Below are 12,688 nucleotides of genomic sequence, written 5' to 3'. Positions count from 1 at the left end.
CGCCGATGGCGCGTCGACACCGAGGGCACGTGTCGGGCACCACGAGCGGGCTCGTCGTCACGATGAGCCCGCTCAGTGCGTTGGTGGCGCTCAGCCGAGGCTGAACGGCTGACCCCACAACGTCACCCAGGTGCTGACGTTGTCGGTCTCGACCTCGACGCTGACGAAGGACCTCGCCTGCGCATAACCGGCGCACCCCGACAGGCCGATGGTCTCGTCGGCCCAGGTCACCGAACCGCTCGTACCTTCGAAAACATTACGAGGAGCGTGCCACTCGTTGCCATAGTCGTCGGCCAGTTCGAGATCGAGCACATAGAACGACTGAGTCTGCCCCGGGCCCAACGACAGAGTGCCGCCGCTGTTGGCACCCGCCTCGGGCTCCACCTGGTCGCCGCCGCTCCAGTCCACACCGCCCTCGACACCGCCGGTGGCACCACCGCCGGAGATATTGACCTGGCAACCCACGGTGTAGCCGGGGAAGATTCGGCCGCCTGCATCATTCGACAGCTCGACCTGTGCACTACCGGACACCCAAGCATTGCGATGCAACGGCGTTGCACCCATGGACGGGTTGATGTTGGCCGACTCACCGACCATGCGGACCGTCACCACGGTACCGTCCACGAGTGTCTTCGATATCTCCCCGCCCGGCAGCGGGACGAATGTGTCGGCATTCGCGGCGCCGGCGGAGAACAGGCCCATGGCGATGGTGGCAGCGGCGCCCACCCCGGCCGCGCGCGCCATTTTCTTACGGTTGATCATAATTGATGCCCCTCGAGGATTGAGTTCGCTTCAGCAGAAAGTTCGTTGAATTCGACAGACGTCAGCCGATGCTGAACGGCATCCCGTAGAGGGTGGTCTTCGAGTAATGATCACCGATGATTTCGACGACCGTGTACGCGCGCGCCTGGGCATACCCTGCACAGCCCTGCACCTGGATCTCCGCGTCCTGGTATTCGACGGCGTAGACACCTGGCTTCGGAATATCTTTGAGATCGATCATCACGAATGCGACCTCACCGGGGCCGAGATTGATGCCGATCGAGCCGCTGACACCGGCGCCACCGAGATCGATGCCACCGGACATGCCGGCCGAAATCGCATCATCGGCGATACTGACCTGGCAGCCGACGATGTAACCGGTGCTCATCTGCGATGTGCCGTGCGTGGAGGAGTTGTTGGTGCCCGGGGCGCCGGAGGGGCCATTCCACGGTCCCGCCTCGCCTTCCGGGGTAGCGGACACATCGGCGATGGCGGTGCCCGACACCCAGGCAACGCGGCCGGCGCCATTGGCGGCCAACGATGGTGAGATCACCGCGTGCTCTCCCGTGCGGGTGATCGTCACACCAGGCCCCTCCCGCTGGCCGTCCGGCAACGGCACAAAGGTGTCGGCATTGGCGGCACCGGTCGACAGCAAACCCACGGCAACGGCTGCGGCAGCGCCGATACCCGCGACACGGGCACCACGGCGCACACCATTGGTGCGGTTCTCGCTCATATTTCCCCTCATCAGGTTCAAACAGTCAACCTCGACCATCGAGGCTGCAACGTGGTCCTCTCAGGCCCAGCTCAGTTTGTCGTTTCATTGTTGCCTATATGTAACTAGTTGTTATTTCGACGCAACGTACTTTACTGACCGATGAACAGAGAGGGCATCCACGCCAACTCACCTATACCAAAACCCGTCGAGCAATCGTTGTGACTTGAAACAATTACGATGACCCAAAAGAGTCATCACATGTCCATCCGGCGCCGGTAAATCGCCTCGATCGGCGTGAAGCATTTCATAGTTTCAATCACAGCAGACGCTATGACATGTGTTTATGCCGAACAGCTATAGAATGAGAGGTATTTGTGGTTTGACACAAGAAGGTCAGCGCTGAAAAAGGCGCACGCGCTGTACAGGATTTCGCTCGGATTACGGCCGACAGCGACAAATCACAGCGGAAACACTGTTCAGGGCGCAATGACCCCCTTGCACAGACAGACTCGGCCAGACGGACCAGTCGGACGGAGCAGGGAGTGTTTCGAAGTAGTCGATGGGGTGGCACCACTGCGCGGTGCCACCCCATCAACGCGTTCGGTGAAAGCTGCTATCGGCGTTGGCCTATGGGCGAGGTCTCCGGTAGATGGTTCAGCTGTCGAAGAGAACCCTGAGTACCGGAGACCTCGTGGCCAGCGCAGTGGTGGCGGGGTGTGCCCGGCTGGAACCGTTGCTGCCCCAGAACACGAAGGCAGGACGACCGCCGCAGTGGACGAAACGGCAACTCATCGCTATTCCCACCGGATTCCCCTCTCATTACAACCTGTGCGGCTTCTCCGCCACAAAACACCAGCTCAAAGGTTAAAGCTCAAGCTAGACATGATGCGGAGGAACTTGAGCATGCAACCACTCGTCGGTCGACGAGTCGCCGTCTTCGTCACGCTCGTCGCTGGTGACCTCGGGCAGCGCGTCACCGAAAACCTCCGCCAGGCGCGCGAGGTCCCTCGCCCGCTGGGCCGCGGCGCGAGGGACCTCGGAGGGAATGTGCACGTGACTATTCGACAAGTCCGGACAGTTCGCCGACAGCTCGACTGGCCAAGGGGCCGAGCGTGGCCATACCGTCGCGGACCGCTGCCCTGGTACCGGGCAGATTGACCACCAAGGTGCTACCCGAAACGCCGGCCACGCCGCGGGACAAAACCGCATCCAGCGAACCGGCGACTCGACCGGAGGAACGCAATGCTTCGCTGATTCCCGGCAACTCACGGTCGAGTACCTGTGACGTGGCCTCCGGCGTGACATCGCGCGGAGACATCCCCGTGCCGCCGACAGAGATCACCAGATCGACCCCCCCGATCACCGCCGTATTGAGTGCATTGCGGATCTCCACCTCGTCGGCCTGTACCGACACCGACGCATCCACGAGAAAACCCGCCTCGGTGAGCAACTCGGTCACCAGTGGACCGAGCGAGTCAACACCTCCATGCGCCGTTCGATCGTCGACGACCACCACCAGAGCACGCCCCGCCACAGGAGCATCGATTTCCATGGTGCTCACCGTAGTGCCTGCGTCGAGCAAATCAGCGGCCACACCGAGAACGTCGGTGTCGAATCGACCCAGCGGAGACCACCTGCCGGACGTGGTGCGCCTCATCGGCCACCGCCCGCCGCGACGCCGGCGAGGGTTACCTCGACAGTTCTGGCATCGTTGCCGCGCGCATCGGTGTAAGTCACTTTCACCCTGTCTCCTGGCTGGCGGGAGCGCACCGCAGCGACGAGTGCGTTCGCCGAATCGATCGGCCGATCATCGAGCTTGGTCACGATCGCGCCCGGGGGAATACCAGCCCGATCGGCGGGGCCGTCGGCCACAACCTCATGGACCTCCGCGCCGGAAATTCGCTGCGCGGGGTCCGACACGGTGAGACCGATCTGCGCGTAGGTGGCCGTACCGGTCTCGATGAGCTCATCGGCGACGCGGCGAGCTTGATCCACCGGGATCGCGAACCCGAGTCCGATCGAACCCGTCTGACCGCCCACTATTTCGGTCGGTCCGAGAGTCGCGATTGCGGTGTTGATACCGACGAGGCGCCCACTTCCATCCACCAGAGCGCCACCCGAGTTACCCGGGTTGATCGCGGCGTCGGTCTGGATCGCATCGATCACCGGATTGGCCATCGGACCTGCCTCGGCCCCTTCACCAGAGGTCACCACCGGCCGGTTCAACGCCGACACGATGCCCGTCGTCACGGTACCGGCGAGCCCGAGCGGAGAACCGACCGCCACGACCGGCTCTCCGACTTGCAGCGTCGCCGAAGTTCCCAACTCGATCGGAGTCAGTCCGGATTTGCCGGACGCCTGGATGACCGCCAGATCGGACACGGGGTCGGCCCCGACCAACGTGGCGGGGGCGCTGCTGCCATCCGAAAACATGACCTGCAACCTGGCATTCGGTCCGCCACCGGCGGCCACGTGATTGTTGGTCAGAATCAGGCCATCGGAAGACAGGACGACCCCCGAACCCTCCCCCTCGGCTCTGGCACTGGCCACTTTGATCATGACGACGCTGGGCAACACTTTCTGTGCGACCGCCTGGGTGGAACCAGCCGGAGCGTTGGTCGCATTGCTGATGCTCGGCACCGGGGCGTCCAAGGCATTGACCACCGGGGCGCGGCCGTCATCGACCCGGGTGGTCAACGCTCCGACTGCACCGCCGATCCCACCGCTGACCAACGCAAGCGCGACGGCGCCGACCACTAGACCGGTGCGAAACGGACGATCCGCCCGAGCCGGCGGCGCAGAGTCGTCCATCCACCCGGCGGTCAGGGAGGGTCCACCGGTTGGTGTGTCGTGGCCGGCATAGGGTCCTACCTGACCATACGGTGCCGAGTCACCTGCTGTGCCGTATGTCCGAGTTCGAGCATCCGATGTCTCGGAGGCGGCGCTGTTCGCGGACCAACCGGACGCGTGGGCCGGCTGCTCGCCGGAGGTCGGGTCCGGCACAGGCGCGGCCGAGCGGTGCTCCGGTCCCACCCCCGGCTGGGGGTGGCTCTTCGAATCCTCGGTCATGGACTCCTCGTTTCTGCTCACGTGTCGACCAGCGTGGCAACGGCGACTGAGAGCGGACTGAGACCGCGCTATCAGTTGTCCGAGATCCGCGCGGTGACCGATAACGATCGAATCACTGGCACTTCTACGTCCTGAATCTGGGATACGGATTCCCAAATCTGGGATACGAGTGAGCGCCGCGACATTTCGCGCCGCCCAAGGCTATTCCGGACAGGTCCCACCATTGTGGTGGAGACAGCCATACCTCGACCCGATATTGCGTCAATCGGCCACAGGAGACCCGGCTTCGCCGGGGAGCACGATACGGACCACCGTGCCGCCACGTTCGGACGTGTCGATGGCAATCGTGCCCCCGTGCTTGGTCACCACTTGCTTCACGATCGCCAATCCCAGCCCCGAACCCGGCATGGACCGAGACGAGGTGATCCGATAGAAGCGCTCGAACACCCATTCACGCTCGCCAGCGGGAATACCCGGACCCGCGTCATCGATGGACAGCTCGAGCAAGCCCGGGCCGCTGTCACGCATGACGATGCGGACCTGCGCCCCGGACGGGCTCCACTTGGCCGCGTTGTCGAGCACGTTCAGCACCGCTCGCTCCAACCCCGCGTCGTGTCCGTAGACGAACCACGGACGCAGATTCGCGACGAACTCGATACCGGTGCGCCGGCGCCGCACACGCTCGAGCGCACGCTCGACCACCTCGCCGATATCCACCCGCTCATAGACGGTTTCCGGAGCGTCCTCGCGCGCAAGATCGACCAGATCGCCCACCAGAGTCGACAACTCCTCGATCTGAGCCATCACATCGGCTCGCAATCCGGCCATGTCCTCATCGGGGATCCTGGGCGCGCCCGGGAAGCTCGAAGCGATGAGTAGCTCCATGTTGGTCCGCAAGGAGGTCAGCGGCGTGCGCAATTCGTGCCCGGCGTCCGCGACCAGCCTGCGCTGTCGATCACGGGATTCGGCCAAGGCGCGAAGCATCGTGTTGAAGCTCTCTGTGAGTCGCGCCAACTCGTCGTCCCCGGTGACGGGGATCGGCGTCAGATCGTCGGTGCGGGCCACCCGTTCGGTAGCCGCGGTGAGCCTCGCAATCGGTCGTAGACCGGTACGGCCGACCGTCGTGCCCGCCGCGGCTGCCAATACCACGCCACAACCGCCGACCACGAACAACAGCCAGGCAAGCCGATCCAGCACTTCTCTCGTTCGGTCCAATCGCTGCGAGATGACCAGGGTGGTACCCGAGTTCGTGTGGACCGCCAGGACCCGCTGATTCTGGACGGTACGCAGCGAGGAGTTCCGCTCACCGCGCGCAACGTCGAGTTCTTGGGCACCGATCGGCGGATCCGTCGACTGCGGCGGCGGATACATCCGCAGATCGGGGTAGATCAGCGCGATGCCGGTATCGTCGTAGAAGGCGGTAGCGATCATCAGATTCAGGTTGTTGAATCCGTATGGATTGCTGGCGATCACGGCACCGGCTCGGCTGCGCAGCTGCGCGTCCACATCGTCGTACAGCGCGCGTGCGACGAGGGCATAGGCCGCGATCGAGGTCATGGCGACCGCCACAGCGACCACCGACGCCGCCAGCAGTGTCACCCGCCAGCGCAGGGAGACCGAGCGGGTCAGTGGCATCGGCGGGCGTATGTCCATGGCCTCCGACATATACATACCGACAGGTTGGGATGGTTGCTGATCGAGCGCAGCGACCACAGGACGTTTCGGGACTGTCCGTGCCATGATCGTCGGCCTACGGGGGAGTTTCGCGAAGTACGTACCCCACACCCCGCACCGTGTGGATGAGCCGAGGTTCCTGCTCGGCCTCGGTCTTGCGCCGCAGGTAGCCGATGTACACCTCGAGCGCGTTTCCCGAGGTCGGGAAGTCGTAGCCCCAGACCTCCTCCAGGATACGGCTGCGGGTGAGCACGCGGCGCGGGTTGGCCATCAGCATTTCCAGCAAGGAGAACTCGGTCCGGGTGAGACTGATCGGCCGAGCGCCGCGCGATACCTCACGCGTCACCGGATCCAAAGAGAGATCGGCAAAGGCCATCGCCTCCGATGCATGGGCTGTATCGCCGGCGGTGCGCCGAAGCAACGCACGCAACCGCGCCAACAATTCCTCCAGGGCAAAGGGCTTGGGCAGATAGTCGTCGGCCCCGGCATCGAGCCCGGCAACCCGTTCGGATACCGAATCACGTGCTGTGAGAACCAGAATCGGCAAATCGTCGCCCGTGCTCCGCAAGCGTCGGCACACTTCCAGGCCGTCCAACCTGGGCATCATCACATCCAGTACGAGCGCATCCGGTCGCTGGGCGGTTGCTTTCTCCAGCGCGTCCATACCGTCGACCGCGAGATCGACCGAGTAGCCATTGAAGGTGAGCGATCGACGCAGCGATTCCCGAACGGCCCGATCGTCGTCGACTACCAGAATCCGCATGCCACCAGTGTGACCGCACGGACTGAGAGGCGACTGAGAGGACAGTCCCGACACGCCGCAGCGAGTCCGTGCCGGGGCGCCTCCGGCCCACTCGGATGACCAGCGACTTTCACGAACTTCCGACTCGGAGCTGGATATTGCGCACGAAACGTGTTCTCCATGACGGTAATCGGCCATTGTCCACGAAGCCCCCCAAATTGCCGCCGCCCTCGGTGCACGGTATGTTCCGTGCGGGAAAAAATTAAAGACCTCTAGTTGGTTCTTTGCGGGTTGAATCACTATCGGACAGCCATGCGCAACCGAGGTCACTGGTGAAGCGGAGGCGACGGAAGCGGATGGAAGCTGCACCGCGGTCCTGGCAATTCGGCCTGTCGAACTGGTCGGTCACTCGCAAGGTGGGCGTGGTGCTGGTGCTTCCGGTGCTACTGGCTGCGGTATTCGCGGTGCTGCGAATCAACAGCGAGCTGCGCAGCCTGGATCAGCTCGACGGGGCCGCCGAACGCTCCGTCGTCATTCGCGAGATCGTCAAGTTCAGCTCGGCTGTGGAGCGACTCAGCGTCGCTGCGACCATATCCTGGGGCAACGCCGCCGACCCGCGGACCGACGCCGCGCTCACCGTCTTCGACCAATCGGTGGCCGACCTGGAAGCCATACTGCAGTCGACGGACATCGCCGGCGAGGTCCGCACCGAGCTCGCTACGGCCATCGCATCCGGCACGACGCTGCGCAACACCCTGCGCACCAGCTCACCCGACGATGTCGGAGACCGGACCGACGAGATCATGACCCGGGTCAGCAATGCGCTCGCGCAGTCACCCGCGGTGGACGACCTGGTCGTCCAACGACACTTCCTGCAGCTGACATCGGTGCAGAACGCCCGGCAGTTCCTCATGAAGGAAAGCATGCTGATCAGCTCGCCGGGCGCGGACAACAACCCGAACCTTCGGCCGCAAGTCGTGTTCAATGTCGGTGGCGAAATCACAATGATCGCCCAGTACGCGCAGATCTTGCCGGACGACGCCACCGACGCGACGGTGCTGATGGACCTTGCGAGCCAACGTGCGCAGATCTTCGGACAAGACACCGACGGCTCGGCAGCCAGTCCCGAGGCGCTGCAATCACTACAGGCCAGCTTCGACACCTACGAGCAGACCACCGTACGGTTGATCGACACCATCATCGACGAGCTCACCGCGCGCACCACCGATGCGCAGGTCAGCGCACTGCGTGAGACCACGATCGTGATCAGCACCCTACTCGCCGGCCTGGCACTGGCCCTCGCGGTCGCGCGTACCTTGGTCATTCCGGTTCGCCGCTTGCGCCACGACGCGCTCGAGGTCGCCCACAACAAGCTGCCCGGCGAACTCGCCGTGGTACGAGCGGGCGGAACCACGCCGGACATCACGCCTGTCGCGGTGCACAGCACCGAAGAAATCGGCCAGCTGGCGCGCGCCGTCGACGAGATCCACGAACAAGCGCTCAGACTCGCCGCCGACCAGGCCCGCCTGCGCCTGCAGATCGGAAATATGTTCGAAACCCTTTCTCGCCGTAGCCAATCACTGGTCGAGCAACAGCTGGCCCTGATCGAGGATCTCGAACACGACGAGGACGACACCGACCGGCTCCAAACCCTGTTCCGCCTCGACCACCTGGCCACCCGCATGCGACGCAATGGAGACAACCTGCTCGTATTGGCCGGGACCGCTCTACGCCGTGGCCAATTGCATCCGGTGCGACTGTCGGACATGCTGTGGAGCGCGGTTTCGCAGGTCGAGGACTACCAACGAGTCGAGATCGGTACGGTGCCAGACGGCATCGTGGCCGGCGAGCCAGCGGTCGATATCGAACACTTGCTCGCCGAGTTGATCGACAACGCCCTGCGATATTCCCCGCCGACCACTCCGGTCACGGTGATAGTCTCACGAGCAGTGGACGGCGGCTATCTGATCGAGATCACCGACCGCGGCCTGGGCATTTCTGCGGAGGATCTGCAAACGACCAACGACCGACTCGCTTCTGGTGGTGAGGTCACCGTCGAGACCGCGCGCCGGATGGGCCTGTTCGTGGTCGGTCGGTTGGCCAAGCGCCATACGATCACCGTCAGCCTGCGCCGCACGTCGACAATGGCACAGCAGCCGGGCATCACCGCCAGCGTGCATCTGCCCGGAACACTGGTCGCACCACCCATGGACACCACCGACCCGGGCGGTGCGCCATTGGATCTCCGCAACGAACGACCGCAGTTGCCCGCCCCGCAGCCCAATGGCGTTCAGCCGCGAACCCTGGTGCCCGTACCGAGCCCGTCCAACCACGACAGCCCCCCCGTCTTCGGTACCACGAGTTCCGGACTGCCACAGCGCCGTCCGGCCATGCGTGTCGCCGACGCTTCCGAGAAACCACTGGCCTCGCCCAACTTCGGCAGCCAGCCGACGGATCAGCCTTCCACTCAACCGTGGCCGGTAGTCGATCCACGAGTGGAAAGCGAACCCACCGCCGCTGGTCCCTTCGGGACCCCAACACCCGTCCAGAGCGCGGACTCTCGATACGCGGAGCAGAATTCCGCGCCCACGGATCTGTGGACCGAGGTCCAGGACGACGAGCCGATCCCCGCCCCACCCTCGACGCTGGCCGAAACCGTCCAAACCCAGGTGACCCAGCCCCAGATGCCCCCGCCTCAGGGGACCCCGCCCCAGACAACCGCACCCCCGCCGACGAACCCTCGGACCGGTCTTCCGGTCCGGAAGCCCACAACAGCGCCCGCCGATGCTCCGCACGAGGCGGGGGCGGAGGCAAGCGCAGTCAACTCGCCCCGGCTGCAACCGGTCGCGGGCGCTTCACCCACCCCCATCTACCAACGCATGGTCTCGGAGTGGCTGGTCGAGCCATCGACCTCGCAATCGTCGGACGGCGCGTGGTCCTCGCCTGGCGACGCGGGCTGGGTGGCAGCCGAAGATGCCAGCCGTCCGACGACGACCGCACGCACCGTCGGCGGACTGCCGATCCGCAGACCCGGTGCCCAACTGGTGCCCGGTGGCCTGACCCAAGAAGAGGACACCGCAGGTCGTGATCCCGAGGAAATTCGCAGCAACTTGACCAGGCATCTCAGTGGGGTCCGCAGCGGGCGGGCCAATGTGCAGTACAACGACGGAGGGCTTGAATGACCAACGCGAACAACGCCACCACAGACGAGAACCTGAATTGGCTGGTTGCCCGCTTCACTCGGGATGTCCCCGGCGTGTCTCATGCGGTGCTGGTGTCGGCGGATGGCTTGCTGCAAGCCACCAGCCCCCACTTGCCGGGCGAACGCGCCGAACAACTCTCCGCCGTCACCGCAGGACTCGCCAGTTTGTCCATGGGAGCAGCCTCCCTGTTCGACGGCGGCAAGGTGATGCAATCGATCGTGGAGATGCAACGCGGCTACTTATTGGTGATGAGTGTCGGCAACGGCTCACACCTGGCCGTCTTGGCGAACAAGTCGCACGACATCGGTCGCATCGGCTACGAGATGGCGCTATTGGTCGATCGGGTGGGCTCGGTGGTCACCGCCACCGCCCGTACCGCCGTTTGAGTGTGAGATGACCAACCCACACGCCCCTGGACCACGTCCGACAACACGTGTTCGGCCCTATGCCCTCACCTCTGGACGTACCGAGCCCGCGATCGACCTGCCACTCGAGGCGGTCATCGAAACCCTTTCGTACACTGCGCATCTCGACTGGCCAACCGGTGACATCCGAACCGAGATACTGCGGCTCGGCACACACCAACTGTCGGTCGCGGAAATCGCGGCGCATTTGGACAGGCCACTCGGTATGGTCCGGGTAGTGATCGGCGACCTCGTCGTCGACGGCACCGTGCGCGTGCATTCGACTCTGACCGAAAACACCAGCTATGACGAGCGACGTTCGCTGATGGAGAGGACATTGCGTGGACTCCGCGCCCTTTAGGAATCAGGGACCCAGTGGAAATCCGGGGCCGAGTGGGAACGCCGGGGCGGGGAGTGCCCCTGTGCCCGACGGCTCCGAAGCCCGGGTGGCCTCGACGAAGATTGTTGTCGCCGGGGGATTCGGGGCGGGCAAGACCACATTCGTGGGCGCGGTGTCGGAGATCGTTCCGCTGCGCACCGAAGCGATGGTGACCCGTTTCTCCGACGGCATCGATGATCTCGCCGACACCCCTGAAAAGGAAACAACTACGGTTGCGATGGATTTCGGCCGGATCATCCTGCCGGGCAACTTGGTGCTGTATCTGTTCGGTACCCCGGGCCAGCGGCGGTTCTGGTTCATGTGGGACGACCTGATACGCGGCGCAATCGGTGCAGTCGTACTGATCGACACCCGGCGACTGGAAGACAGCTTCGCCGCGGTCGACTTCTTCGAGGCGCGCAAGCTGCCGTTCTTGATCGCGGTGAACCGCTTCCCCGACGCGCCGCGCTTCCCGATCGCCGAACTACGTGAGGCGCTGTCGGTCCGTGAGGGGGTACCGATCGTGGATATCGATGCACGCAATGCGATCGAAGTGCGTCAAGCGCTGGCCGCAGTCACGGAATACGCGATATCCCGACTGAAGGCCAGCGAACTGGAAGGAACGGCCCGACATGCATGAGTTCGCGGTGCTGGCCGCCGGCGAGGACGCCGAGATCTCTGTCGACCAGTTCGCGCTCGGCTATTGGCTGATCCCGCTTTCCTTGGGCATCTCCGTGCTCGGTGCGACAATCGGTCTCGCGTGCATCATGCACAGCATGCGTTCGGTCCAATTCCGGCTGGTATGGCTGGCCTCGGCGGCGCTGTCGCTCGGTGGGGTGGGGGCCTGGCTGTCGACCTCGGTGGCCATGCTCGGGCTGAAGGTATCGGGCAGCTCGCTACGGTACGACTCGACCAAACTGTCCACGGCCTTGGTGGTGGCGATCGCAACGGTGTTCGTAGCAGTGCTGATCATCGGGCGCCGACCGCGACCTCCCTTGCTGGCCGCCGGTGGTCTGGTACTCGGCCTCGGAATCGGCACGATGCACTACTTGGGCGTCGGCTCGATTGCAATCCAGGGGTCGGTCGACGTCACATTCTGGCTCGTGGCCGTTTCCGCAGCCCTCGGCGTGAGTACGGCGACCGGAATACTCTGGTCGTTCCAAGCGATGCGCTTCCCGCTTGCACGCGTCGTGACCGTGGTGCTGTTCGCCGTCGGTATGGCGGCGACGTACTACACCGCACTCGCCGCACTCGACTTCGATGTCGACCCGTCCGCGAGGATGCCCAGCGGTACCAAGTTGTTCGACTTCGTGTTCCCCATGTTCGTCATCGGTCTGCTCGCACTGACCGCACCGATCTCGGCGGTACTGGTCGCTCCGGACCGCCGAGAGGTCGAACCTGTATCGGCAAACCAACCGCACCAACCGAATCTCGAACCCGCCTACTGAGCGGAACCGAATCCGCCGAACGGACCCTCCGCAGCGAATCATGCTGCGGAGGGTCCGTTCGGCCTAGGGGCATGGTGATATCGATGGGCTATTGCTAGCCGATCGCACGATCCCCACCGAATTCCACGATGCCACCACTCGGGTGGACATACAGTGGAAGTCATGCGTTTCTGCCTGATCTACACCTGACGAACAACCAACGGGCACACTATGTCTCGGCTGTAAAAGTGGACGCACTGTTCGTCGGACCCGGCGCCGGACAACGATCGGCAACGTGCGCCGCACAGTG

12 protein-coding genes are annotated in these 12,688 nt (G+C 64.1%); 5 read left to right on the top strand and 7 right to left on the bottom strand.

Features of this window, described 5'->3' with window-relative positions; translation table 11 throughout:
- Positions 1–90 precede the first annotated feature (90 nt).
- From K940_RS0111290 to K940_RS0111255, 7 genes are all read right to left on the bottom strand, one after another.
- Complete coding sequence (locus tag K940_RS0111290) at positions 91–762, bottom strand: MspA family porin (RefSeq protein ID WP_028477640.1); 672 nt, start codon at positions 760–762, stop codon at positions 91–93.
- A 61-nt stretch (positions 763–823) separates the two neighbouring features.
- Complete coding sequence (locus K940_RS0111285; protein ID WP_028477639.1) at positions 824–1,498, bottom strand: MspA family porin; 675 nt, start codon at positions 1,496–1,498, stop codon at positions 824–826.
- Between the two features lie 858 nt (positions 1,499–2,356).
- Complete coding sequence (locus tag K940_RS32955) at positions 2,357–2,533, bottom strand: hypothetical protein (RefSeq protein ID WP_196812165.1); 177 nt, start codon at positions 2,531–2,533, stop codon at positions 2,357–2,359.
- Positions 2,534–2,537: 4 nt separating this feature from the next.
- Positions 2,538–3,032 carry a molybdenum cofactor biosynthesis protein B gene (locus K940_RS0111270; protein ID WP_196812174.1) on the bottom strand — a complete coding sequence of 165 codons (495 nt, stop codon included), beginning with the start codon at positions 3,030–3,032 and terminating at the stop codon, positions 2,538–2,540.
- A 101-nt stretch (positions 3,033–3,133) separates the two neighbouring features.
- The gene (locus tag K940_RS0111265) at positions 3,134–4,549 is read right to left on the bottom strand and encodes a S1C family serine protease (protein ID WP_081706295.1); all 1,416 of its coding nucleotides are present in this window, start codon (positions 4,547–4,549) and stop codon (positions 3,134–3,136) included.
- Between the two features lie 261 nt (positions 4,550–4,810).
- On the bottom strand, positions 4,811–6,220 hold the full coding sequence (locus K940_RS0111260) for a HAMP domain-containing sensor histidine kinase (protein WP_231390340.1): 1,410 nt from the start codon (positions 6,218–6,220) through the stop codon (positions 4,811–4,813).
- A gap of 79 nt (positions 6,221–6,299) precedes the next feature.
- Complete coding sequence (locus tag K940_RS0111255) at positions 6,300–6,986, bottom strand: response regulator transcription factor (RefSeq protein WP_028477634.1); 687 nt, start codon at positions 6,984–6,986, stop codon at positions 6,300–6,302.
- Between the two features lie 335 nt (positions 6,987–7,321).
- Here K940_RS0111255 and K940_RS0111250 point away from each other — a divergent pair, with 335 nt between their 5' ends.
- From K940_RS0111250 to K940_RS0111230, 5 genes are all read left to right on the top strand, one after another.
- On the top strand, positions 7,322–10,147 hold the full coding sequence (locus K940_RS0111250) for a sensor histidine kinase (protein ID WP_028477633.1): 2,826 nt from the start codon (positions 7,322–7,324) through the stop codon (positions 10,145–10,147).
- Positions 10,144–10,554, top strand: coding sequence for a roadblock/LC7 domain-containing protein (locus tag K940_RS0111245; protein WP_028477632.1), 411 nt, complete (start codon positions 10,144–10,146; stop codon positions 10,552–10,554). Before K940_RS0111250 ends, K940_RS0111245 begins: the two co-directional genes overlap by 4 nt.
- Before the next feature lie 7 nt (positions 10,555–10,561).
- Entirely contained in the window at positions 10,562–10,933 is a 372-nt protein-coding gene (locus tag K940_RS0111240; protein ID WP_028477631.1) for a DUF742 domain-containing protein, read from the top strand.
- A 61-nt stretch (positions 10,934–10,994) separates the two neighbouring features.
- Positions 10,995–11,591, top strand: coding sequence for an ATP/GTP-binding protein (locus K940_RS27870; protein ID WP_036528287.1), 597 nt, complete (start codon positions 10,995–10,997; stop codon positions 11,589–11,591).
- A complete protein-coding gene (locus K940_RS0111230) occupies positions 11,584–12,399 on the top strand; it encodes an MHYT domain-containing protein (RefSeq protein WP_028477630.1) in 816 nt (271 codons plus the stop codon). Before K940_RS27870 ends, K940_RS0111230 begins: the two co-directional genes overlap by 8 nt.
- Positions 12,400–12,688 lie beyond the last annotated feature (289 nt).

The sequence above is a fragment of the Nocardia sp. CNY236 genome (assembly GCF_000482385.1).
GTDB lineage: Bacteria > Actinomycetota > Actinomycetes > Mycobacteriales > Mycobacteriaceae > Nocardia.
Note: the sequence above shows the minus strand (reverse complement) of the source record. Positions and strands in the feature narration are given on the sequence as shown.

Excerpts from the sequence above, each read along its gene's own strand:
- K940_RS0111290 (WP_028477640.1), bottom strand. The coding sequence starts at position 762 with ATGATCAACCGTAAGAAAATGGCGCGCGCGGCCGGGGTGGGCGCCGCT.
- K940_RS0111285 (WP_028477639.1), bottom strand. The coding sequence starts at position 1,498 with ATGAGCGAGAACCGCACCAATGGTGTGCGCCGTGGTGCCCGTGTCGCG.
- K940_RS0111270 (WP_196812174.1), bottom strand. The coding sequence starts at position 3,032 with ATGGAAATCGATGCTCCTGTGGCGGGGCGTGCTCTGGTGGTGGTCGTC.
- K940_RS0111265 (WP_081706295.1), bottom strand. The coding sequence starts at position 4,549 with ATGACCGAGGATTCGAAGAGCCACCCCCAGCCGGGGGTGGGACCGGAG.
- K940_RS0111260 (WP_231390340.1), bottom strand. The coding sequence starts at position 6,220 with ATGTATATGTCGGAGGCCATGGACATACGCCCGCCGATGCCACTGACC.
- K940_RS0111255 (WP_028477634.1), bottom strand. The coding sequence starts at position 6,986 with ATGCGGATTCTGGTAGTCGACGACGATCGGGCCGTTCGGGAATCGCTG.
- K940_RS0111250 (WP_028477633.1), top strand. The coding sequence starts at position 7,322 with ATGGAAGCTGCACCGCGGTCCTGGCAATTCGGCCTGTCGAACTGGTCG.
- K940_RS0111245 (WP_028477632.1), top strand. The coding sequence starts at position 10,144 with ATGACCAACGCGAACAACGCCACCACAGACGAGAACCTGAATTGGCTG.
- K940_RS0111240 (WP_028477631.1), top strand. The coding sequence starts at position 10,562 with ATGACCAACCCACACGCCCCTGGACCACGTCCGACAACACGTGTTCGG.
- K940_RS0111230 (WP_028477630.1), top strand. The coding sequence starts at position 11,584 with ATGCATGAGTTCGCGGTGCTGGCCGCCGGCGAGGACGCCGAGATCTCT.